Genomic DNA, 20,798 nt, shown 5'->3' with positions numbered 1-20,798 from the left:
GAGGTGGTGGTGATTTGGTATGCCCCAGTCACGCGCGGCCCCTATCGGTACGGTGCATCGGCTTCAAGGTTCGCGGCGATGGCCCGCTCCCACTTGTCCCCGTTGGCGAGCAGTTTGGCCTTGTCGTAGAGCAGTTCCTCGCGCGTTTCGGTCGCATATTCGAAGTTCGGCCCCTCGACCACGGCATCCACCGGGCAGGCTTCCTGGCAGAAGCCGCAATAGATGCACTTGGTCATGTCGATGTCGTAGCGCGTCGTGCGGCGGCTGCCGTCCTCGCGCGGTTCACTCTCGATGGTGATCGCCTGCGCGGGGCACACGGCCTCGCACAGCTTGCAGGCGATGCAGCGCTCTTCGCCATTGGGATAGCGGCGCAGCGCATGCTCGCCGCGGAAGCGGGGCGAGATCGGGTTCTTCTCGAACGGATAGTTGATCGTCACCTTGGGTTTGAAGAAGTACTTCAGCGTGAGGGCATGCGCCTTCACGAACTCCCACAGGGTGAACGCCTTGATGGTTTGCGCGATACTCATCCGTAATGTCCCGTGGCCATCAGATAGCCCGAAATGACGACGACAAAGCCGAGGCTGATCGGAAGGAACACCTTCCAGCCCAGGCGCATCAGCTGGTCGTAGCGATAGCGCGGTACGGTCGCCATCACCCAGCTGAACATGAAGAAGAAGAAGAACGTCTTGAGCAGCAGCCAGACGATCCCGGGCACGTAATAGAGCGGCGCCCAGTCGAACGGCGGCAGCCAGCCACCCCAGAACAGCAGCGCATTGAGAATGCACATCAGCAGGATGTTGGCATATTCGCCGAGCCAGAACAGCGCGAAGCTCATCGAGCTGTATTCGGTCTGGTACCCGGCGACGAGCTCGCTCTCGGCCTCGGTCAGGTCGAACGGGACGCGCTGGGTTTCGGCGAGCGAGCTGATGAAGAACATCACCCACATCGGGAACAGCAGCGGGTGGATGACATAGGCGTTGATGACGCCGAGGCCGAAGCCTTCCTGCGCGCGCACGATGTCATTGAGATTGAACGTGCCTGCGAACAGCACGACGCAAATCAGGATGAAGCCGATCGAGACTTCGTAGCTGATCATCTGCGCGGCGGCGCGCATGGCCGAGAAGAACGGGTATTTCGAGTTACTCGCCCACCCGCTCATCACCACGCCGTACACCGACAGCGAGCTGATCGCGAGGATGTAGAGCAGGCCGATATTGATATCCGCCAGCACCGCCGTGGCGCTGAAGGGAACCACCGCCCATGCCGCGAGCGCCACGGTGAAGGTGACGATCGGCGCCAGGATGAAGATGCCCTTGTTCGCGGCCGAGGGAATGATGGTTTCCTGGAGGAATACCTTCAACCCGTCGGCGAAGCTCTGCAGCAGGCCGAAGGGGCCGACCACATTGGGGCCGCGGCGCAGATTGATCGCCGCCCAGACCTTGCGGTCGACATAGATGATCATTGCCACGGCCAGCATCAGCGGCAACGCGATCAGCAGGATGCCCGCGAAGGTCGCGGTGAACCACGCCCATTCGTAACTCATGCCGAGGGACTGGAAGAATTCGGTCATTCCGCGGCCTCCGCCAGTTCGCCGCCGCCGAGCAATTCGCTCGAGCACTGCTGCATCACCGCGCTGGCGCGGGCGATCGGATTGGTGAGGTAGAAGTCCTGGATCGGATAGCCGCTGATTGTGCCCTCGGCCTGTGCACCGGCATCCGCCTTGGGCAGGTCGCCATAGGCAGCCAGGCCTTCCTCGCCCAGTGCGGGGACTTCGCGGACCATTGCGGCCTGCAGTTCGGCAAAGCTGTCGAAGCCGACTTCGACCTTCAGCGCATCGGCAAGCGCGCGCAGGATCGTCCAGTCCTCGCGCGCATCACCCGGTGCGAAGACGGCCTTCTCGGCAAACTGCACGCGGCCTTCGGTATTGACGTAGGTGCCATCCTTTTCGGCATAGCTCGCGCCGGGCAGGATGATATCCGCCGCATGCGCGCCCTTGTCGCCGTGATGGCCGATATAGACCTTGAGGCTATCGGCGTAGGGTTCGAAATCCATCTCGTCCGCACCCAAGCTGATGACGACCTTGGGCTTTGCCCGAGCGATATCCGCCATGCCGCCCTGCTGCGCGAAGCCGAGCATCAGCCCGCCCATGCGCGCGGCCGAGAAATGCAGCACGTTGAAACCGTTCCAGCCATCCTTCACCAGTCCGAAGCGCTCGGCGAAGGCAAGACCTGCGCCCAGCGCGCCCTTGGCCAGCGCCGCGCCGCCCATGATGATCGCGGGCCGCTCGGCCTTGGCGAACACATCGGCGATTTCCTGCGGCACATCGCCGAGGACCGAAAGCTCGTCACCGAGGAAATGCGCAGGGTATGTCGTATCCCAGAACGATCCGACCACAAACACCTGCGCACCGCGCTTGACCGCCTTGCGGATCCGCGCGTTGACCAGCGGCGCTTCCCAGCGGATGTGGCTGCCCACGATCAGGATCGCATCGGCCGTCTCGATCCCGGCGAAGGTCGAATTGAAATTGACCGCGGCCAGGTTCGACACGTCGTAATCCATGCCGGTTTGGCGGCCCTCGATCAGCGTCGAACCGCAGGCATTGAGCAGCGTCTTGGCCGCGAACATGGTTTCGCAATCGACCATGTCGCCCGCGATGGCGGCAATGCTGTTACCGGGCTTGGCCTTGGCGATCGCCTTGAACGCCTCGTCCCAGCTCGCCGGCTGCAATTTGCCGCGCTTGCGCATGAAGACCTTATCGAGGCGGCGCTTCGACAGGCCATCGACCTGGTAGCGCGCCTTGTCCGAGATCCATTCCTCGTTGACGTCGTCATTGATGCGCGGAAGCGCGCGCATGACTTCGCGCCCGCGGCTGTCGAGACGGATGTTCGCCCCAACCGCGTCGGACACATCGATGCTGAGCGTCTTCTTGAGCTCCCACGGACGCGCTTCGAAGGCATAGGGGCGGCTGGTCAGCGCACCGACCGGGCACAAATCGATCACATTGGCAGACAGCTCGTGCTCGGCCGCCTGCTCGAGATAAGTGGTGATCTGCATGTCCTCGCCGCGCCCCAGCGCGCCGATTTCGTCCACGCCGGCGATCTCTTCGGAGAAGCGCACGCAGCGGGTGCAGTGGATGCAGCGGGTCATGACCGTCTTGATCAGCGGGCCCATGTATTTCTCGGTCACCGCGCGCTTGTTTTCGTCATAGCGCGTCGCGCCGCGGCCATAGGCGACCGACTGGTCCTGCAGATCGCATTCGCCGCCCTGGTCGCAGATCGGGCAATCGAGCGGGTGGTTGATCAGCAGGAATTCCATCACGCCTTCGCGCGCGGTCTTGACCATTTCGCTGTCGGTGCGGATTTCCTGCCCGTCGGTGGCGGGCAGCGCACAGCTCGCCTGCGGCTTGGGCGGTCCGGGCTTCACCTCGACCAGGCACATGCGGCAATTGCCGGCGATCGACAGCCGCTCATGATAGCAGAAGCGCGGGATTTCCTTGCCTGCAAGCTCGCAGGCCTGCAACACGGTCGCCCCCTCGGGAACCTCGATTTCCTGTCCGTCTACGGTGACTTTGGGCATTATTCGGCTGCCTCGGCAAACTTGGCGTTGTGTTCTTCGATCCGCCGTTCGAGCTCGGGGCGGAAGTGGCGGATCAGGCCCTGGATCGGCCAAGCCGCCGCATCGCCCAGCGCGCAGATGGTGTGGCCTTCGACCTGCTTGGTGACCTGCTGCAGCATGTCGATTTCCTCGATCGCGGCATCGCCGGTGCGCAGGCGTTCCATCATGCGCCACATCCAGCCCGTGCCTTCGCGGCAGGGCGTGCACTGGCCACAGCTCTCATGCTTGTAGAAATAGCTCAACCGGCTGATCGCGCGGACGATGTCGGTCGACTTGTCCATCACGATCACCCCCGCCGTGCCGAGGCCCGAGCCAAGGTCCTTGAGACCATCGAAATCCATCGGCGCGTCCCAGATCTGCTCGGCCGGGACCAGCGGAACCGACGAACCGCCGGGGATCACCGCGAGCAGGTTGTCCTTGCCGCCGATGATGCCGCCGCAATGCTTCTCGATCAGCTCGCTGAACGGGATCGACAGCGCTTCCTCGACCACGCAGGGCTTGTTCACATGGCCGCTGATCTGGAAGAGCTTGGTGCCCTTGTTGTTCTCGCGTCCGAAGCTGGAGAACCAGCTCGCACCGCGCCGCAGGATCGTCGGCACCACTGCGATCGATTCGACATTGTTGACCGTGGTCGGGCAGCCATAGAGGCCCGCGCCCGCCGGGAACGGCGGCTTGAGCCGCGGCTGGCCCTTCTTGCCTTCAAGGCTTTCGATCATCGCGGTTTCTTCGCCGCAGATGTAAGCGCCTGCGCCGCGGTGCAGGAAGACGTCGAAATCATAGCCCGACTTCGAGGCGTTCCTGCCGATCAGGCCCGCGGAATAGGCCTCGTCGATCGCCGCCTGCAGCGTCTCGGCCTCGCGGATATATTCGCCGCGGATATAGATATAGGCCGCCCGCGCCCGCATCGCGTAGCCCGCGACCAGCGCGCCTTCGATCAGCTTGTGCGGATCGTGGCGGATGATCTCGCGATCCTTGCAGCTGCCGGGTTCGCTCTCGTCGGCATTGATGACGAGAAAGCTGGGACGGCCGTCCTTGCTTTCCTTCGGCATGAACGACCATTTGAGTCCCGTCGGGAAGCCCGCCCCGCCCCGGCCGCGCAGGCCCGAAGCCTTCATCTCGTCGATGATGCTGTCATGCCCGCGCGCGATCAGCGCCTTGGTATCGTCCCAATCGCCGCGCTGCTGCGCCGCCTTCAGGCCCCAGTCCTGGAAGCCGTAGAGATTGGTGAAGATGCGATCCTTGTCTTGAAGGCTCACGACCTGCCCCCTTCGTCATGCTGAACTTGTTTCAGCATCCATCGCGCCCCACGAGCGGACGATGCGGGTTGAGAAATGGATCCTGAAACAGGTTCAGGACGACGGGTGAGGGAAATGCTCATGCGAAGCCTCCCTGCGAGAGGAAATAGATGGCCGCGACCGCGATCAGCGCGAGCGCGCCGAACTTCACGAGGCCGACGAGCAGCTTCCACGCGATAAAGCCGACGACCAGCGCGATGAGGATGGTGGCGATGCTCATCACCATTCTTTCCGGAAATCGTGGTTGGCGTCGACCATTTCGGGCAGCGTGCTCAGCGCATTCGCCGGTTCGCTGGTGTGGCGGCCCGGCTCCTGCGTGCCTGTCTTGGGGCTTTCGCCCTTGGCCAGCGCGTCGAGGATCGTGTCGAGCCGCTCGGGCGTCAAATCTTCGTAATTGTCGTCATTGATCTGGACCATCGGCGCGGTGGCGCAATTGCCCATGCATTCGACTTCGGTCAGCGTCCACAGACCGTCTGCGGAAACGTGGCCCTTTTCCATCCCGCGCTTCTTGCAGGTTTCGAACAGGCCGTCCGAACCGCGCAGCATACATGGCGTCGTGCCGCAGACCTGCACGTGGTACTTACCAACCGGCTTCAGATTATACATGAAGTAGAAGGTCGCGACCTCGAGAACGCGGATAACCGGCATGTCGAGATAGTCGGCGACATATTCGATGACCGGCAGCGGCAACCAGCCCTGCGTCGAGGTTTCTTCACCGACCTGGCGCTGGGCAAGGTCGAGCAGCGGCATCACCGCCGAACGCTGGCGCCCCTCGGGATAGCGCGCGATCGCGGTGTCGGCACGTTCGCGGTAGCTCTCGGTAAACTCGAAAGCACCCCAGCGCTCGCGCAGTTCGGGAGTATCGGGTGCGGGGGAACGGTCGGCCATTAGCGGTCACACTCCCCGAATACGACATCGATGGCGCCGAGGATGGCGGTGGCATCAGGCAGCATGTGGCCTTTGCTCATGAAATCCATTGCTTGTAGATGGCTGAAAGCGGTCGGGCGGATCTTGCAGCGGTAGGGTTTGTTCGACCCGTCGCTGACGAGATAGACGCCGAATTCGCCCTTCGGGCTTTCGGTCGCCACGTAAACTTCGCCCGCGGGCACGTGGAAGCCTTCGGTATAGAGCTTGAAGTGGTGGATCAGCGCTTCCATCGACTGCTTCATCTCGGCGCGCTTGGGCGGTGCGACCTTGCGGTCGTCGCTGGCGATCGGGCCGCCCGGCATCTGCGCCAGGCACTGCTTGATGATCTTGGCGCTCTCGTAGACTTCCTTCACGCGCACGACGAAGCGGTCGTAGCAGTCGGAATTGGTGCCCACGGGAATGTCGAATTCCATCCGCTCGTAAACGTCGTAGGGCTGCGACTTGCGCAGGTCCCACGGGATGCCCGCAGCGCGGATCATCGGGCCGGAGAAACCCCAGGCCACCGCATCGTCCTTGCTGACCACGGCAATATCGACATTGCGCTGCTTGAAGATGCGGTTGTCGAGCACGAGGCTCATCGCATCGCCGAACAGTTCGGGCAGGCGGTTGTCGAGCCATTCGCCGATATCGACGAGCAGCTTTTCGGGTACGTCCTGATGGACCCCGCCGGGGCGGAAATAGGCGCTGTGCATGCGCGCGCCCGAAGCCCGCTCGAAGAAGTTCATGCAGTCTTCGCGCAGCTCGAAGACCCACAGGTTCGGCGTCATCGCGCCGACATCCATGACATGCGCACCGATGTTGAGCATGTGGTTGGAAATCCGCGTCAGCTCGGCGAACAGCACGCGCAGATACTGCGCCCGTTCGGGCACGGCGATATTGAGCAGCTTCTCGATCGCGAGAACGTAGCTGTATTCCTGCGCCAGCGGGCTGCAATAATCGAGCCGGTCGAAATAGGGCAGCGCCTGCAGATAGGTCTTGTGCTCGATCAGCTTTTCGGTGCCGCGGTGGAGCAGGCCGACATGCGGATCGATCCGTTCGATGATCTCGCCGTCGAGCTCCATCACCATCCGCAGCACGCCGTGCGCCGCCGGATGCTGCGGGCCGAAATTGATCGTGTAGTTGGTGATCACTTCGTCGCCGGTGGTGGGCGATTCTTCAAGATGCATGGCGTGGCTCATGAGCAGATCCAATTGCCGCTATAGCTCTGTGTCTGGCCGGCGGCGTCGCGCACGGTGACATTGGCCGGACGGCGCTGCTGGTCGCCCGCTGCCGGGGCGACCGAGATGGTGAAGCCCTCGCCGGTGAAGGTGGTGCCGTTCCGGATCGCGTCCAGTCCGCCTACCTCGGCGTCGACCATGGTCAGGCTGTCACCAACGCGGACCACGGCTTTCCCGGGGATCGCCCCGTCATTCATCGCGCCGGCGATGATCATCTCGTCCTTGCCGACCATCAGCGTGCAACCGCCATCGCGCGGGCCGAGGTCGACACCGCCGATATCGCCCAGCTTCTGCAGCTGCGTCAGGTCGGCGCCCGAAGGCGGCGCGGGATTGGCGGTGTTCGGCGCATCGGGATCACGCTGCGCAGGATCGAGCGCTTCGCCGTTCTGGCCGATACGGCTGGCGAAATCGTCCGCGCTTTCGGGCTCGGCCGGTTCGGAGGAACAGGCTGCCAGGGCAAGCGGAAGAGCAAGGAGGAGCACCTTTCGCATCACTCGGCTTCTTTCTTCTTGGTCGCGGGCTTGCGCTTGGCGCGGGCCTTGGTCTTGGGCTCGGTCGCGCTCGCGGTATCGGTGGTCTTGCCCTTGCGCTTGGCACGCGCGGGCTGGTCCTCGGTCGGTTCGGGCGCCGGGGCCTCGTCGCCGCCGTCTTCCTCGGCCGGCGCGCCCGCGCTGACCTTGTCTGCGGCATGCTTGTCGGTCTTCTCGCCCGCACCGGTGTCCGAGGGTTTCTCGGTGGTCTTGGGATCGGCGACGGGCGGCGTCTCGGCCTTCTCGTCGCCCGGCAGGACATAATCCGCGCCCTCCCACGGGCTCATGAAATCGAATTGCCGCAGGTCCTGCGCCAGTTCGACCGGCTCATACACCACGCGCTTCTCATCTTCGGAATAGCGCAATTCGTGATAGCCGGTGAGCGGGAAATCCTTGCGGAAGGGATGCCCTTCGAAGCCGTAATCGGTGAGGATCCGGCGCAGGTCGGGATTGCCCGCGAACAGCACGCCGTACATGTCGAACACTTCGCGTTCGAGCCAGCCCGCATTGGGCCACAGCGTCGTCACCGTCGGCACGGGCGTGTCCTCGGCCGCCGAGCATTTGACCATGATGCGGCTGTTGGTCGTCAGCGACAGCAGCATGTAAACGACTTCGAACCGCTCCGCGCGGCTCGGATAGTCGACGCCGGCGATTTCCATCAGCTGCTGGTATTTGTGATCGTCGCGCAGGATGCGCAGCACATCTTCGATGCTGTCGCGCTTCACGGTGAGCAACAGCTCGCCATGCTCCTCATGCGCTTCGAGCAGGTGACCGCCCAGCGCATTGGCGAGCGTGCCCTTCAGCCCGTCGATCTGCGTGAAGCGGGGTGCGGAATGTAGCGTAGCCATTGCGCCCTACCTCTCGATCGTGCCCGCGCGGCGGATCTTCCGCTGCAGCTGCATCACGCCGTAGAGCAGCGCCTCGGCCGTCGGCGGGCAGCCGGGGACATAGATGTCGACCGGCACGATGCGGTCACAGCCGCGCACCACCGAATAGCTGTAATGGTAATAACCGCCGCCATTGGCACAGCTGCCCATCGAGATGACGTATTTGGGCTCCGACATCTGGTCGTAAACCTTGCGCAGCGCGGGCGCCATCTTGTTGCACAGCGTACCCGCGACGATCATCACGTCGCTTTGCCGCGGCGAGGCGCGCGGGGCGACGCCGAAGCGTTCCATGTCGTAGCGCGGCATGTTGACGTGGATCATCTCGACCGCGCAGCAGGCGAGCCCGAAGGTCATCCACCACAGCGATCCGGTGCGCGCCCACTGGAACAGGTCCTCGGTGCTGGTGACGAGGAAGCCCTTGTCGTTCACCTCGGACTGGAGCGCGTTGAAATAATCCGCCTCGGGCTGGCGGGTTTCGCCGGCGAGCGCGGTCGCGCTGTCGTGCAGCATCTGGTTATGCGCCGGTGCCAGCGGACGATAATGGTCGACCCGCGGCACGTCGTCTCGCGTACGATCTACTCCCATTCCAGCGCTCCAACTTTCCAGGCATAGGCCAGCCCGACGGCGAGTTCGCCAAGGAACACCATCATCGTGATCCAGCCCGGCCAGCCCGTCAGGTCGAGACTGACCGCCCACGGAAACAGGAAGGCCGCTTCGAGATCGAAGATGATGAACAGGATGGCGATGAGGTAGAAGCGCACATCGAACTGACTGCGCGGATCCTCGAAGGCGGGGAAGCCGCATTCATATTCGCTGTTCTTTTCCGCATCCGGCTGGTGTGTCCCGGTCAGGCGCGAGACGCCCATCGGGAGGAACACGAAGAGCGCCGACAGACCGACGGCGACAAACAGAAAGATCAGGATGGGCAGGTATTGTTCGAGGTCGACCACGAATGATTCCTAAGGCGTCAGGCTTGGTTCGCGCCCGCCTCTAGGCCGCTCGCCCAGATGGTGCAAGGGTGCAGAAATGCGAACAATTCGCAACAAAACCGCCTTATGCGGCGCACCCTTGCAGACACCCGCTATTTCATCATCGATTTGACCGCTTTTTCGGTTGCCGGGCCATAGGGCGGCTTGAATCCGCCAAGTTTGGCCACGTCGATTTTGGGCTGTGTATAGAAGCTGCGCGCATGGCTGAATTCGCGGAAGCCCTCGACCCCGTGATAGCTGCCCATGCCGCTGGGTCCGACCCCGCCGAAGGGCAGGTCCTCCATCGACACGTGGAAGATCACGTCGTTGACGGTCACGCCGCCGCTGATGGTCTTGGTCAGCACCTTCTCGCGCTCGTTCGAATCCTGCCCAAAGTAGTAGAGACCGAGCGGGCGATCGTGCTCGTTCACATAGTCGATCGCTTCGTCGATATGGCGATAGGTCTTCACCGGCAGGACCGGCCCGAAGATTTCCTCCTGCATCGCGCGCATGTCGTCATTGACGTTCTTGAGGATCGTCAGCGGCATCTTGCGCGCATTGGTGTTGGAGAAATCCTCGTTCCCGGGATTGACCTCGATCACTTCGGCGCCCTTGTCGCGCGCATCGGCAACCAGCTCCTGCAAGCGGTCGAAATGGCGGTCGGTGACGACGCTGGCGTAGTCTTCGTTATCGAGCAGCGTGGGGTACATGTTGGCCGTGCCCTGCCACACGCCGTGGATCGCCTCGTCCTGCTTGCTTTCGGGCACATAGAGGTAATCGGGGGCGAGACATATCTGGCCCGCATTGAGCATCTTGCCCAGTGCCACGCGCTCGCCCGCCTTGGCGAAATCGGCACTTTCGCCGAGGAACACCGGGCTCTTACCGCCCAGTTCGAGCGTGACGGGGACGAGGTTCTTGGCCGCCGATTCCATCACCTTGCGCCCGGTCGCGGTCGAACCGGTGAAGATCAAATGGTCGAACGGCAGTTCGCTGAACGCCGCGGCGACTTCGGGGCCGCCGGTGAACACCGCGCATTCGTCGGGGGTGAAATATTCTTCCACCAGTTCCTTCGTCAGCAGACTGGTCTTCTCGGTGAATTCGCTCGGCTTGATCATCGCGCGATTACCCGCCGCGAAGATCTGCATCAGCGGGCCGAAGCTGAGATTGACGGGGAAGTTCCACGGGCTGAGGATGCCCACCACGCCCTTGGGCTCGTAGCGCACCTCGGCCTTCGCACCCAGCAGGCCGAGCGGGAACTGGACATGGCGCTTTTCGGGGCGCGACCACTTGTCCATGTGCTTGAGGCAGTATTTGCCGAAATTCACCGTGCCCGCGATGTCGGTAATCATCGACTGGTGCGGCGAGCGGTTGCCGAAATCGGCCGCCATCACCTTGCACAGGTCGTCGGCATGATCGGTGAGCAGCTTCATCGCGCGCTGGATGCGGTCCTTGCGCAGCGCCATCGGTTCGGGGCGCATCTGGTGGTGCGCGGCGCGCTGCTTGCGCAATACGGCTTCCATTTCGGTTTTCCGGTCGTCCGCCATTGCTCTCTCCGTTTGATATTGCTGCAACGCAGCACTAGATTATGGACCACATAATAGGTCGCCATTGGCAACCGATATTCCAGAACCGAAGGACATACACAAGCATGACCCAGTTCAGCGCATCCGATCCCGTCGTCATCCTGTCTTACGCCCGCACGCCGATGGGCGGCATGCAGGGCGCGCTTGCCGACGTCTCGGCCACCGATCTCGGGGCCACGGCAGTGAAGGCCGCGGTCGAGCGTTCGGGTGTGCCCGTGGACAGTTTCGACCGCACCTATATGGGCTGTGTGCTGCCCGCCGGCCTTGGCCAGGCCCCTGCCCGCCAGGCATCGATCAAGGCGGGCCTGCCCAAGTCGGTGCAGGCGACCACGGTCAACAAGGTCTGCGGCAGCGGCATGCAGACGGTCATCATGGGCGCCGAGGCGCTGGCCAGCGGAACGGTGGATTATGTCGTCGCGGGCGGGATGGAAAGCATGACCAATGCCCCGTATTTGCTCAAGAAGCACCGCAGCGGCGCGCGCCTGGGACACGACACCGCCTATGACCACATGTTCCTCGACGGGCTCGAGGACGCGTACGAAGAAGGCCGCGCGATGGGCACCTTCGCGCAGGAAACCGCCAATGACTACCAGATGACGCGCGAGGAAATGGATGAATACTCCATCGAATCGCTGCGCCGCGCGAACGCCGCGATCGACAGCGGTGCCTTTGCCGACGAAGTCGTCCCGGTCACCTTCTCGAGCCGCAAGGGCGAAGTCACTGTCGAGCATGACGAACAGCCCGGCAAGGGCCGTCCCGACAAGATCCCCCAGCTGCGCCCCGCCTTCGCCAAGGACGGCACGATCACCGCAGCGACCTCCTCCTCGATCTCCGACGGCGCAGCCGCCGTGGTTCTGAGCCGCGAAAGCGTCGCCAAGGCCAATGGCCAGCAGCCGGTGGCGAAGATCGTCGCCATGGCCGCGCATGCGCAGGAACCCGCGCAGTTCACCGTCGCCCCGATCGGCGCGATCGAGAAGGTGCTGGAAAAGGCCGGCTGGAGCGCGGACGAGGTCGAACTGTGGGAAGTCAACGAAGCCTTCGCCTGCGTCGCCATGTTCGCCATGCGCGACATCGGCATCCCGCACGACCGGATCAACATCAACGGCGGCGGCACCGCGCTGGGCCACCCGATCGGTGCCAGCGGCACGCGCATCATCGTGACGCTGCTCAATGCGCTCAAGCAGCAGGGCAAGACACGCGGTATCGCCAGCCTGTGCATCGGCGGCGGTGAAGCCACCGCCGTGGCGGTCGAACTCGTCTAGACGGGCACCGTTTTTCAGGGCACTTCCCCTGGCAGCGCGTTCTGGCGCGCCCGGAAAAGGGGAAGTGTCCATGAAGAAATTTGCCATTATCGCGGCCTGTGCCGCGCTCGCCGCATGCGGTTCGAACGAGGCCGAAGAACCGATCGAACCGGTCGACACCGCCGAAACCACGCTCGACAGCACCGCCACCGGCGACATGACCGGGACCTATGAAGTCCAGCTGGCTGACGGCAGCGTCACCATGCAGACGATCAATGCCGACGGCACCTATGTCGAGGCCACGCCCGATGGCACGCGCACCGGCGGCGGCACCTGGCGTGCGGGCGACGACGGCGCGATGTGCTTCGATCCCGAAGGCGACACGGCTGAGGAATGCTATTCCGGCGGTGCCCCCGGCGAAGACGGCGCGTTCGAAATGCGCGGCGAAGACGGCACCGTCCAGTCGACCGTCCGCAAGATCGACGCGCAGGCCGAGGCCGCGATGGCTCCGGCCGAATAGACCAACGTTCTGAAATCGGCGGGGCGGGCCCAATCGGTCCGCCCCGACCGGTCAGGCCTGTCGCTTCACGGTTCGCCCACGCCCCACAGGCGCGTTTCGCGGATCAGCCCGTAGCGTTCGCCCACGGCGAATTCGCACCAGCCTTCGTCGCAATCGCCCAGCACGCCAACCACGCCCGGCTCGACGCGCCACTTGAGTTCGGCATCGTCGCTGTCGCTGGCGCGCAAATCGGCTACCCCGTCGCCGATGACGATGGCACCGCGATCGGGGCTGAGCAGGCGCGCGACCACCCAGCCGCGCGTGCCGTCCGGATCCTCGATCAGCCGCCATCCCTCCATCAGCCGCACGACCTTCACCGGCAGGCCGGGCCGGCGATAGACCCAGTCGATCTTGTAATCGGCGCTGGGGCCGACCCGCATGTTGAGCACGCTGGCCCGGATGGTCGCCCAATAGGGCGTTTCGCGCTCCTGCGCCCGCGCCGTCCCGGTGATTCCGGCGAGCAGCAGGAAGAGTATGAAAAGCCGTGTGAACATGCGCGCCTGAATCGGGGATCGCGCGCGAACAGTCAACGCCGTTAACGGGGCAATTCCCGTCCGAATCCTTGACCGCTCCCCACCGCGCGTCCTAGCGCTACTGCCCGCATGGAAAGCACCGACACCCGCCCCGCCAAACGTCTCGAACGCACGCCGCGCGTTTTCGTCACGCGCCATCTGATGCCATCAGTCGAGGAGCGGATGAGCGAGCTGTTCGATGCCCGCCTCAACACCACGGATGTGCCGCTGACGCGCGACCAGCTCGTCGCCGCGATGCAGGACTGCGACGTGCTCGTTCCCACCGTCACCGACCGGATCGATGCCGAGATGATCGCGGGCGCGGGCAAGGACTTAGGGCTGATCGCCAATTTCGGCGCGGGGACCGAGCATCTCGATCTTCACGCGGCCGCCGATCGCCATATCCTCGTCACCAACACGCCGGGCGTCTTCACCGACGACACCGCCGATCTTGCGATGGCCGGGATCATCGGCGTGCCGCGCCGCATCCGCGAAGGCGTTGAACTGATCCGCAGCGGCAAATGGACCGGCTGGACGCCGACTGCGCTGCTCGGCACCAAGCTCGCGGGCAAGGTGCTCGGCATCGTCGGCATGGGGCGGATCGGCCAGGCGGTCGCGCACCGCGCGCGCGCCTTCGGGCTGGAGATCGCCTATCACAATCGCAAGCGGCTGCCCGAAGCGGTCGAACGCATGTTCCAGGCGCGCTGGGTGGACAGCCTCGATGGGCTCATGGGCGAAGCGGACATCCTCTCGCTCCACTGCCCCGCCGGGCCCAACACGAATCACATGATCGACGCGCGCCGGATCGCGCTGATGAAGGACGGTGCCAGCCTGATCAACACCGCGCGTGGTGATCTCGTCGAGCAGGAAGCGCTGGTGGCGGCGCTGGAGAGTGGCAAGCTCGCCGGGGCCGGGCTCGACGTCTATCCCGACGAACCAAATGTCGACACGCGGCTGATCCGCCATCCCAATGTGATGACCCTGCCTCATATCGGCAGCGCCACCCGCGAGGGCCGCGAGGACAGCGGCCTCAAGGTGATCGCCAATATCCGCATGTGGGCCGACGGCCACCGCCCGCCTGACCAGGTGCTCTCGGGCCTGGGCTGAGCCGCTAGAGCGCCAATTCGTAAAAGATGTTGAAATCCGTTTCGGTATAAGCGCCGAACGGCGCGCAGCGTGTGAAGCCGTTGCGAAGATAGAGCCGGTTGGCGGGTTCGAAGGTCTCGCCCGTGCCGGTTTCCAGCAGCACTCGGCGGTAGCCGCGCTCCCGTGCAATATCCACGATCCGGTCGAGCAGTGCCTGCCCGACACCCCGCCGAAGCGCGCCATCGGCGGTGCGCATCGACTTGATTTCGCCTTCGGTTGCCGAAAGTTCGAGCAAGGCACCGACCCCCAGCAAGGCGTCGGCGTCGCGGGCTTCAAGGACGATCACAGCAGCATCCTCGAGCCCGCTCAAGTCGAGCGCGAACGAGGTTCCCGGCGGTGAAGCATCGTACATCCGCCGTTGGTGCAGCGTGATGAGGCTGCGAACGTCGTCATCGGCCAAGTTGGCAGCTGAAACCTGCACCATCTCTCGCCCCTAACCTGCCATCCCCCGCACCGAATTTCGTCGCCCGAAGGGAAGCGTCCCTGCGATCAGTCCCCGGTCAGGATCCGCTCGACCAGTTCCTGCACCGTGGGGGTGTAGTTGTTCGAATAGAACGGGTCCTGCTTGAAGCGGTAGGCCGCGTGACCGGCAAAGGCGAGGTTCTCGTCCGGGTCGCCGCCATGCGCAATGTCCTGCAGCGTCTTCTGGATGCAGAAGCTGCGCGGATCGGCGAGCCGCCCGGTGGTGTGGTTGTCGTGATCCTTCCAGCTCGAGAACTGGCAATGCGACAGGCAGCCCATGCAGGCTTGCTGGTCGGCGCGGATCTGCTCGGCGCTTTCGGGCGTGGCGAACACAACCGTGTCGTCGGGCGTCTTGAGCGCTTCGGTGAAGCCTTCGTGCATCCACGCCTGCGCCTTGCGCTGGTCGCCGGGATGGACGAAGAAATATTTCGCCTTGCCGTGATCGGCCAGCGGGATCGTGCCCTCTTCCTCGTCGCGCTTGAAGATCGGAATCTGGCGTTCGCTGCGATGCATCAGATCGTAGAGGAACGGTGTCTTCACCGCGCTCGAATAGAACCCGGTGGGGCTGAACTTGTGCAGCAACACATCGCCTGGCTCGACCGTGCGCAGCATGTCCTTCCACACATTGGGGATCGGGCTTTCCTGCGTCAGCAGCGGGCGGGTGCCGAACTGGAACATGATCTTGCCCAGCTCGGGATTGTCGATCCAGTCGTTCCATTCGCGCAGGAACCACACGCCGCCCGCCATGACGATGGCGGTGTCTTCGGAGACGCCTTCCTTGCGCATCGTCTCGCGCAGCGCGGCAACGCGCGGATATGGATCTTCGGGCTTGGTCGGGTCCTCGGCGTTGGACAGGCCGTTGTGGCCACCCGCGAGCCAGGGGTCTTCATAGACGACTGCCGCCATCAGGTCGGGGACCTTGGAATAGCTGCGCTTCCACAGCGCACGGAACGCACGCGCCGAGCTGACGATGGGCAGGTAATGGACATTGTGCTTCGCGGCGATTTCCGCGAGCTTGTAGGGCATGCCCGCGCCGCAGGTGACGCCGGTAACGAGGCCGGGGCAGTTCTCGAGAATGCCTTCGAGCACCTGCTGCGCGCCGCCCATTTCCCACAGCACGTTGATGTTGATCGCGCCTTTGCCGCCCGAGATTTCGTGCGCGCGCTTGACCTGCTCGGTGCCGCCCTCGATGCCGTAGCGCACCAGCTGTTCGAAGCGTTCGACGCGGGTCGCCTGCGGGTAGATCTGCGGGATCGGGTTGCCGTCCTCGTCATAGCTGTCGGCATTGACCGCGCTGACGGTACCGATGCCGCCAGCAGCAGCCCAGGCGCCGGAGCTCATGTGATTGGTGGCGGAAACACCCTTGCCGCCTTCGACCAGCGGCCAGACTTCCTTGCCGCCATAGCTGATCGGCTTGAGACCCTTGAAACTCATATATTCTACGCTTTCTCTTTTTTGGCGGGGTGCTGGGCCCCAGCGTCCATCGCGGCACGGTCGCCGCGGCAGCGCTCTATCTCTCCGGGAGCGGGCCTCGTAGCGGCTGCCTTGAACTGTGCATAGTACCCGGCCAGTTCGGGCGCGTCCTTGAACGCCACCAGTTCGTAACCGACCGCTTCGAATTCGCAGCTCAGCAGCAGCGGGTCGATCCCGTGCTGGTCGGTCGGCCGGTCGATGTCGACGACGACCACCTGGCCGCCCTTGTCCAGCGCGGGCCACATCCGCCAGAGGAATTCATACGGGCTTTCGATCTCGTGGTACATATGGACCATGAAGATGCGGTCGAAGCTGTTGTCCGGCAATTTGGGATCGCCGGTTTCGCCAAGCCGGATCGAGACGTTTTCGAGCCGCTGGCGCTCGATCCGCTGGCCAAGCCGGCTGAGCGCATCGCGATCGATATCCTGCGCCAGCACGCGCCCGCCCTCGCCCACGCGCTCCGCCAGGCGGACGGTGTAATAGCCATTGCCCGCGCCGATATCGGCAACGGTCATGCCGGGTTCGATCTCCGCGAGGTCCATCACCGTCTGCGCCTCGCCGCGGCTGTCGCGCTGGTCTTCGGTGGAAAACTGGTTCGAGCCGATTTCGGATACCGGGCGGTCCGGAGCGGGAAAACGCGCACCCGGTTCCGTCGGCGCGTCGCAGGCACCCAGCGCAAGCCCGAGCAGGGCGATGGCAGCAATCCGTGTCATGCAGCGCCTATGCCGTTCCGTCAGGGGATGGGCAATGCCCGCATGCCGCCGATGAACACGTCGAACGCCAGATCGCCCTGCCGCCAGGGCGATTGCCGGCCTTCGGTGCGCTCGTTCACTGCCACCGCGGTCTTGCGGACCAGCTCGTCGAGCGACTGGCGCCGCGGCAGCTGGCGGGCGAATTCCTTGGCGAAGGGGCTGCCCTTGCCCGGCGTGGCGCCATCTTCGGCGGTATTGCCCGGCTCGGTCGAGAAGAACACCAGCGCCGACAGCCCGCGCAGATTGCCGACCTGCGCCAGCCCCTTGTCCGCATAGACGATATCGTCGAGCGTGACCCGCGCCAGCCCGCGCTGCCCGCCCTCGACCTCGATCACCTGGAACGCCGCATCGTCCACCGCCTCGCTGACCGGATTGTTGCGGCAGGCATCGACCACGAACACTACCCCGCGCGCCTGCTTGGTCAGTCGTTGGAGGATGGGATCGAGCCCGATCAGCGAATAGCCATCCGAAGCGAGGAAATAATTGGCCCCGTCGATCTGGAAACCATGACCTGCGAAATACATCAGCGCGACATCGTCGCCATTGAGCGAATTGGCGAACAGGTCGAAAGCTTCGTCCCACTCCCGCGCATCGGGTTCCTCGACCAGAGCGACCTCGGCCACGGCGCTGCGTTTGAGCGCCGCCTCGATCATCCGCGCATCGACGACCGGATTGGCCAGCTGCAAACCCGCCAACCGCGCCGACGAATAATCCGAAGCGACCACCAGTGCCTTGATCTCGGCATGCAGCGCAGTTGGCGCAAGCGCCGCCAGAAGTCCCAGCAAGGGCAGGAGAATACGACCCATAGACATGGCCCGAAGGTATCGGATCAAAGCCGCAGCGACAATCCGAGATTGACCCCGTGGCTGACCCGCGCATCGCTAAAATCCTGCACCCCGGTCAGCGGGAAGAACAGCACCGCGCGATAGCGCAGGTCGAGCGCGAGGTTCTCCGACAGGATGAATTGCGCGCCGACCGCAAAATCGGGTCCGATGCTGAACTCGCCCTCCTCGCGCCCGGCGATGCTGTCGCTGAACAGTCCCGAGGGATCTTCGATGACGGTCAGCACATCGTAATCGGGACGATAGCTGGCCTGCAGCATGCCGTTGAAGAAGGCCACTGCATTCTCGCCGAACGGCACGAAGGCGGTCGCGCCGCCACGCGCGCTGAAGGTCTGGATAGTGCCGTCCTGCCGCACGCCCGCGATCAGCGGCGGGACCGAAGGAATGACCGGCGGTGCGGGATCGCCCTCGATCGCAGCCCGCGACAGCGCGATGACCGTGGGGATCGCGACGCTTTGCACGATCCGCAGGTCGCCGACGAAGGCGGTATCGAGCCGCTCGTAGCGAATACCGCCGAGCAGCGCGAAACTTTCACTCTGCCGGCGCTGCCAGGTCAGTTCGATATCAATGCGGTCGGTGCTGCTGACCGTGTCGGCATCGAAATTGACGAGGTCGATGAATTCGGTGGCCCCCAGCGTCAGCGTGCGCGACACAGTCGCCGACAGCGCGGCATCGCCCTCGCCGCTGCCATACATGGCGGTAAGCGTGAACCGGTCGCGATCGTCGCCGAAATTGACCATCGCGCCGATCATCGGATAGCCGACCTGGTCGGACAGGACGCCTTCGCCCTCGCTCACCGTGGTCAGCTGCGGTTCGACGCCGAAAGCGGTGCGCAGCACCGCGATATCCGCCGGCTCGAGCGCATCGCCCTCGTCCAGCCCGGGATCGATGCCCGATGTGCGCAGGTTCGAATTGTCGAAATAATAGGACACGCGCGGGCCGATGACGACATCGGCGCGGGCCGGAGTTGCAGTTGCCGCGGCCAGTACCGCGAGACTGGCCAGGGCAAGCTGTGTGCGCATCCTATTCGGTATCCTCCACCTCGACCGTTTCGCCGGTCACGCGCTGGGCCAGAGCGGCGGAAATGAACGGGTCCAGCGCGCCGTCGAGCACGTCGTCAGGCGTAGGCGACTGCACGCCGGTACGCAAATCCTTCACCATCTGGTACGGCTGGAGGACATAGGAGCGGATCTGGTGCCCCCACCCGATCTCGCTCTTCTCCTGATATTCGCCCGAAGCGGCGGCTTCGCGTTCGGCCATCTCGCGTTCGAACAGACGCGCCTTGAGCATGTTCATCGCGGTTGCGCGGTTCTTGTGCTGGCTGCGGTCGTTCTGGCTCGCCACCACAATGCCGGTCGGCTGGTGGGTGATCCGGACCGCGGAATCGGTCGTGTTGACGTGCTGCCCGCCCGCACCCGACGCGCGATAGGTGTCGATCTTGAGATCGGACGGGTTGATCTCGATGTCGATATCGTCGTCGATCACCGGATAGACCCAGACCGAGCTGAAGCTGGTGTGACGCCGCGCCGAGCTGTCATAAGGGCTTATACGTACCAACCGGTGGACGCCGCTCTCGGTCTTGGCATAGCCATAGGCGTTCTCGCCCTTGATCAGCAGCGTCGCGCTCTTGATCCCGGCCTGGTCGCCCGCGGCATATTCGACCGTCTCGACCTTGAACCCGCGCCGTTCGGCCCAGCGCGCATACATGCGCAGCAGCATCTCGGCCCAGTCCTGGCTCTCGGTCCCGCCGGCACCGGCATTGATCTGCAGATAGGTATCGGCGCCATCCGCCTCGCCCGAGAGCAGCGCCTGCACCTTGTCGCGATCGGCGCGCTCGGCCAGCCGGGACAGCGTGTCCAGTCCCTCGCGCTCGACCTCGGCATCGCCTTCGGCCTCGCCCATGTCGACGAATTCCACCGCGTCGCGCATCTCACTTTCGATTTCGCGCACGGTGTTGATCGCGGTTTTGAGCCGCTTCTGCTCCTGCGTGATCGCCTGCGCCTGCTTGGGATCATCCCACAGGGTGGGGTCCTGTACGCGCGCGTCGAGTTCCTCGAGCTGGCGCAGCGCGCGGTCCCAGTCGAGCGACTGGCGGACCAGCGCCAGTGCGGCTTCGATCCGTTCGATATGGGCCTGCCCTTCGGCACGCATGGAACTCTCCTGAGAAAAGGTGTGCGGGCGCGCCGCCTAGCGCAGACGCGCGGCGCGGGAAAGGTGCTGCGGCGTGGTTACTTGTGCTTCAGCGAGCGCACCGCGGCCAGGCTACGCGTGATATGTTCATTCGGCTTCAGGTTGGAATAGACGAAGGCGATCGTTCCATCGGTATCGATCACATAGGTCGTGCGGTCGCTCCACCCGGCACGGGCGCCGCCTGTTGCGCCGAGCGAGACGTCGTACTGCGCAATCAGCTCGGGCGTCGCCGCAGCGACGGGAAACTCGCCCGCACAATGCTTGGCGGAAAACTCGCGCAGCTGGTCGATATTCCCGCCGGTCATGCCGATGACCGTGGCCCCGGCCGCGCGGAACTCGTCGATAGCGACGGCGAAGGCCTGCGCCTCGAGATTGCATCCCGAGGTAAAGGCCGCGGGGAAGAAATAGAGCACCACCGGGCCCTGCTTGAGCGACGTGCCCAAATCGACGCGGATCGGTTTGCCCGCGAGGGCACCCTGCGCCGTGAACCCTGGTGCCTGCGCCCCCTGGTCGAGCGCTGCAAGCACCGGTGTTGCAGCAAGGCCGAGCGCAGCGGCGGCGAACAGGGTGTGGAGCATCTTCATGCCCCGCATCATGAA

At 64.2% G+C, this 20,798-nt stretch carries 23 protein-coding genes; 3 read left to right on the top strand and 20 right to left on the bottom strand.

What is annotated here, in order from left to right; genetic code table 11:
- Nucleotides 1-41 precede the first annotated feature (41 nt).
- From nuoI to V6B15_RS05615, 12 genes are all read right to left on the bottom strand, one after another.
- Nucleotides 42-527 (bottom strand): NADH-quinone oxidoreductase subunit NuoI, encoded by a 486-nt coding sequence (gene nuoI, locus V6B15_RS05670; RefSeq protein WP_050601230.1) that lies wholly within the window; start codon nucleotides 525-527, stop codon nucleotides 42-44.
- Nucleotides 524-1,570: an NADH-quinone oxidoreductase subunit NuoH gene (nuoH, locus tag V6B15_RS05665; protein ID WP_253515515.1), complete on the bottom strand. Its 1,047-nt coding sequence runs from the start codon at nucleotides 1,568-1,570 to the stop codon at nucleotides 524-526. Before nuoH ends, nuoI begins: the two co-directional genes overlap by 4 nt.
- Nucleotides 1,567-3,576, bottom strand: coding sequence for an NADH-quinone oxidoreductase subunit NuoG (nuoG, locus tag V6B15_RS05660; RefSeq protein WP_334200365.1), 2,010 nt, complete (start codon nucleotides 3,574-3,576; stop codon nucleotides 1,567-1,569). The genes nuoH and nuoG overlap by 4 nt, the downstream gene beginning before the upstream one ends.
- Nucleotides 3,576-4,871, bottom strand: a complete 1,296-nt coding sequence (gene nuoF, locus V6B15_RS05655) for an NADH-quinone oxidoreductase subunit NuoF (protein WP_253515511.1) — start codon at nucleotides 4,869-4,871, stop codon at nucleotides 3,576-3,578. The genes nuoG and nuoF overlap by 1 nt, the downstream gene beginning before the upstream one ends.
- A gap of 118 nt (nucleotides 4,872-4,989) precedes the next feature.
- Nucleotides 4,990-5,130, bottom strand: coding sequence for a hypothetical protein (locus tag V6B15_RS05650; protein WP_320180154.1), 141 nt, complete (start codon nucleotides 5,128-5,130; stop codon nucleotides 4,990-4,992).
- On the bottom strand, nucleotides 5,130-5,798 hold the full coding sequence (locus V6B15_RS05645) for a complex I 24 kDa subunit family protein (RefSeq protein WP_334200364.1): 669 nt from the start codon (nucleotides 5,796-5,798) through the stop codon (nucleotides 5,130-5,132). Before V6B15_RS05645 ends, V6B15_RS05650 begins: the two co-directional genes overlap by 1 nt.
- Nucleotides 5,798-7,015 carry an NADH-quinone oxidoreductase subunit D gene (locus V6B15_RS05640; RefSeq protein ID WP_253515505.1) on the bottom strand — a complete coding sequence of 406 codons (1,218 nt, stop codon included), beginning with the start codon at nucleotides 7,013-7,015 and terminating at the stop codon, nucleotides 5,798-5,800. Before V6B15_RS05640 ends, V6B15_RS05645 begins: the two co-directional genes overlap by 1 nt.
- The gene (locus tag V6B15_RS05635) at nucleotides 7,012-7,545 is read right to left on the bottom strand and encodes a hypothetical protein (RefSeq protein WP_334200363.1); all 534 of its coding nucleotides are present in this window, start codon (nucleotides 7,543-7,545) and stop codon (nucleotides 7,012-7,014) included. Before V6B15_RS05635 ends, V6B15_RS05640 begins: the two co-directional genes overlap by 4 nt.
- Entirely contained in the window at nucleotides 7,545-8,432 is an 888-nt protein-coding gene (locus V6B15_RS05630) for an NADH-quinone oxidoreductase subunit C (RefSeq protein ID WP_334200362.1), read from the bottom strand. Before V6B15_RS05630 ends, V6B15_RS05635 begins: the two co-directional genes overlap by 1 nt.
- A 6-nt stretch (nucleotides 8,433-8,438) precedes the next feature.
- Nucleotides 8,439-8,981: a NuoB/complex I 20 kDa subunit family protein gene (locus V6B15_RS05625; protein WP_253522875.1), complete on the bottom strand. Its 543-nt coding sequence runs from the start codon at nucleotides 8,979-8,981 to the stop codon at nucleotides 8,439-8,441.
- A 65-nt stretch (nucleotides 8,982-9,046) separates the two neighbouring features.
- Nucleotides 9,047-9,421 (bottom strand): NADH-quinone oxidoreductase subunit A, encoded by a 375-nt coding sequence (locus V6B15_RS05620; protein WP_253515502.1) that lies wholly within the window; start codon nucleotides 9,419-9,421, stop codon nucleotides 9,047-9,049.
- Nucleotides 9,422-9,552: 131 nt separating this feature from the next.
- The gene (locus V6B15_RS05615; RefSeq protein ID WP_334200361.1) at nucleotides 9,553-10,983 is read right to left on the bottom strand and encodes a coniferyl aldehyde dehydrogenase; all 1,431 of its coding nucleotides are present in this window, start codon (nucleotides 10,981-10,983) and stop codon (nucleotides 9,553-9,555) included.
- A gap of 104 nt (nucleotides 10,984-11,087) precedes the next feature.
- Here V6B15_RS05615 and V6B15_RS05610 point away from each other — a divergent pair, with 104 nt between their 5' ends.
- Nucleotides 11,088-12,284, top strand: coding sequence for a thiolase family protein (locus tag V6B15_RS05610; protein WP_334200360.1), 1,197 nt, complete (start codon nucleotides 11,088-11,090; stop codon nucleotides 12,282-12,284).
- Nucleotides 12,285-12,354: 70 nt separating this feature from the next.
- Entirely contained in the window at nucleotides 12,355-12,783 is a 429-nt protein-coding gene (locus tag V6B15_RS05605) for a hypothetical protein (protein ID WP_334200359.1), read from the top strand.
- A gap of 65 nt (nucleotides 12,784-12,848) precedes the next feature.
- Here the strand turns inward: V6B15_RS05605 and V6B15_RS05600 are convergent, their stop codons facing one another.
- Nucleotides 12,849-13,316, bottom strand: coding sequence for an SH3 domain-containing protein (locus V6B15_RS05600; RefSeq protein WP_334200358.1), 468 nt, complete (start codon nucleotides 13,314-13,316; stop codon nucleotides 12,849-12,851).
- A gap of 108 nt (nucleotides 13,317-13,424) precedes the next feature.
- Here V6B15_RS05600 and V6B15_RS05595 point away from each other — a divergent pair, with 108 nt between their 5' ends.
- Complete coding sequence (locus V6B15_RS05595; RefSeq protein ID WP_334200357.1) at nucleotides 13,425-14,441, top strand: 2-hydroxyacid dehydrogenase; 1,017 nt, start codon at nucleotides 13,425-13,427, stop codon at nucleotides 14,439-14,441.
- Between the two features lie 4 nt (nucleotides 14,442-14,445).
- Here V6B15_RS05595 and V6B15_RS05590 read toward each other — a convergent pair whose 3' ends face one another.
- The 7 genes from V6B15_RS05590 to V6B15_RS05560 all read right to left on the bottom strand — a co-directional run bounded on the left by V6B15_RS05590 (nucleotide 14,446) and on the right by V6B15_RS05560 (nucleotide 20,783).
- Nucleotides 14,446-14,904 (bottom strand): GNAT family N-acetyltransferase, encoded by a 459-nt coding sequence (locus V6B15_RS05590; RefSeq protein WP_334200356.1) that lies wholly within the window; start codon nucleotides 14,902-14,904, stop codon nucleotides 14,446-14,448.
- A gap of 65 nt (nucleotides 14,905-14,969) precedes the next feature.
- On the bottom strand, nucleotides 14,970-16,376 hold the full coding sequence (locus tag V6B15_RS05585) for an NAD(P)H-dependent flavin oxidoreductase (RefSeq protein WP_253515495.1): 1,407 nt from the start codon (nucleotides 16,374-16,376) through the stop codon (nucleotides 14,970-14,972).
- Between the two features lie 5 nt (nucleotides 16,377-16,381).
- Nucleotides 16,382-17,128, bottom strand: a complete 747-nt coding sequence (locus V6B15_RS05580) for a class I SAM-dependent methyltransferase (protein WP_320180144.1) — start codon at nucleotides 17,126-17,128, stop codon at nucleotides 16,382-16,384.
- A gap of 20 nt (nucleotides 17,129-17,148) precedes the next feature.
- Nucleotides 17,149-17,979 (bottom strand): caspase family protein, encoded by an 831-nt coding sequence (locus V6B15_RS05575; RefSeq protein WP_320180143.1) that lies wholly within the window; start codon nucleotides 17,977-17,979, stop codon nucleotides 17,149-17,151.
- A 17-nt stretch (nucleotides 17,980-17,996) separates the two neighbouring features.
- Complete coding sequence (locus V6B15_RS05570) at nucleotides 17,997-19,031, bottom strand: hypothetical protein (RefSeq protein WP_334200355.1); 1,035 nt, start codon at nucleotides 19,029-19,031, stop codon at nucleotides 17,997-17,999.
- A gap of 1 nt (nucleotide 19,032) precedes the next feature.
- On the bottom strand, nucleotides 19,033-20,160 hold the full coding sequence (prfB, locus tag V6B15_RS05565) for a peptide chain release factor 2 (RefSeq protein WP_334200354.1): 1,128 nt from the start codon (nucleotides 20,158-20,160) through the stop codon (nucleotides 19,033-19,035).
- 77 nt (nucleotides 20,161-20,237) lie between these two features.
- On the bottom strand, nucleotides 20,238-20,783 hold the full coding sequence (locus V6B15_RS05560) for a peroxiredoxin (RefSeq protein WP_334200353.1): 546 nt from the start codon (nucleotides 20,781-20,783) through the stop codon (nucleotides 20,238-20,240).
- Nucleotides 20,784-20,798: the final 15 nt, after the last annotated feature.

It is taken from the genome of Qipengyuania sp. Mu-71 (assembly GCF_036867055.1).
Taxonomy (GTDB): Bacteria; Pseudomonadota; Alphaproteobacteria; order Sphingomonadales; family Sphingomonadaceae; genus Qipengyuania; species Qipengyuania profunda.
This window is presented reverse-complemented; position numbering and strand designations above follow the sequence as displayed.

What these genes read in the sequence shown, in the direction of transcription:
- V6B15_RS05560 (WP_334200353.1), bottom strand. Translation starts at nt 20,783, where the DNA reads ATGAAGATGCTCCACACCCTGTTCGCCGCCGCTGCGCTCGGCCTTGCT.
- V6B15_RS05610 (WP_334200360.1), top strand. Translation starts at nt 11,088, where the DNA reads ATGACCCAGTTCAGCGCATCCGATCCCGTCGTCATCCTGTCTTACGCC.
- nuoH (WP_253515515.1), bottom strand. Translation starts at nt 1,570, where the DNA reads ATGACCGAATTCTTCCAGTCCCTCGGCATGAGTTACGAATGGGCGTGG.
- V6B15_RS05635 (WP_334200363.1), bottom strand. Translation starts at nt 7,545, where the DNA reads ATGCGAAAGGTGCTCCTCCTTGCTCTTCCGCTTGCCCTGGCAGCCTGT.
- V6B15_RS05625 (WP_253522875.1), bottom strand. Translation starts at nt 8,981, where the DNA reads ATGCTGCACGACAGCGCGACCGCGCTCGCCGGCGAAACCCGCCAGCCC.
- V6B15_RS05630 (WP_334200362.1), bottom strand. Translation starts at nt 8,432, where the DNA reads ATGGCTACGCTACATTCCGCACCCCGCTTCACGCAGATCGACGGGCTG.
- prfB (WP_334200354.1), bottom strand. Translation starts at nt 20,160, where the DNA reads ATGCGTGCCGAAGGGCAGGCCCATATCGAACGGATCGAAGCCGCACTG.
- V6B15_RS05595 (WP_334200357.1), top strand. Translation starts at nt 13,425, where the DNA reads ATGGAAAGCACCGACACCCGCCCCGCCAAACGTCTCGAACGCACGCCG.
- V6B15_RS05645 (WP_334200364.1), bottom strand. Translation starts at nt 5,798, where the DNA reads ATGGCCGACCGTTCCCCCGCACCCGATACTCCCGAACTGCGCGAGCGC.
- V6B15_RS05605 (WP_334200359.1), top strand. Translation starts at nt 12,355, where the DNA reads ATGAAGAAATTTGCCATTATCGCGGCCTGTGCCGCGCTCGCCGCATGC.
- V6B15_RS05580 (WP_320180144.1), bottom strand. Translation starts at nt 17,128, where the DNA reads ATGACACGGATTGCTGCCATCGCCCTGCTCGGGCTTGCGCTGGGTGCC.
- V6B15_RS05585 (WP_253515495.1), bottom strand. Translation starts at nt 16,376, where the DNA reads ATGAGTTTCAAGGGTCTCAAGCCGATCAGCTATGGCGGCAAGGAAGTC.
- V6B15_RS05600 (WP_334200358.1), bottom strand. Translation starts at nt 13,316, where the DNA reads ATGTTCACACGGCTTTTCATACTCTTCCTGCTGCTCGCCGGAATCACC.
- V6B15_RS05575 (WP_320180143.1), bottom strand. Translation starts at nt 17,979, where the DNA reads ATGTCTATGGGTCGTATTCTCCTGCCCTTGCTGGGACTTCTGGCGGCG.
- nuoI (WP_050601230.1), bottom strand. Translation starts at nt 527, where the DNA reads ATGAGTATCGCGCAAACCATCAAGGCGTTCACCCTGTGGGAGTTCGTG.
- V6B15_RS05590 (WP_334200356.1), bottom strand. Translation starts at nt 14,904, where the DNA reads ATGGTGCAGGTTTCAGCTGCCAACTTGGCCGATGACGACGTTCGCAGC.
- V6B15_RS05650 (WP_320180154.1), bottom strand. Translation starts at nt 5,130, where the DNA reads ATGAGCATCGCCACCATCCTCATCGCGCTGGTCGTCGGCTTTATCGCG.
- V6B15_RS05640 (WP_253515505.1), bottom strand. Translation starts at nt 7,015, where the DNA reads ATGAGCCACGCCATGCATCTTGAAGAATCGCCCACCACCGGCGACGAA.
- V6B15_RS05570 (WP_334200355.1), bottom strand. Translation starts at nt 19,031, where the DNA reads ATGCGCACACAGCTTGCCCTGGCCAGTCTCGCGGTACTGGCCGCGGCA.
- V6B15_RS05615 (WP_334200361.1), bottom strand. Translation starts at nt 10,983, where the DNA reads ATGGCGGACGACCGGAAAACCGAAATGGAAGCCGTATTGCGCAAGCAG.
- nuoG (WP_334200365.1), bottom strand. Translation starts at nt 3,576, where the DNA reads ATGCCCAAAGTCACCGTAGACGGACAGGAAATCGAGGTTCCCGAGGGG.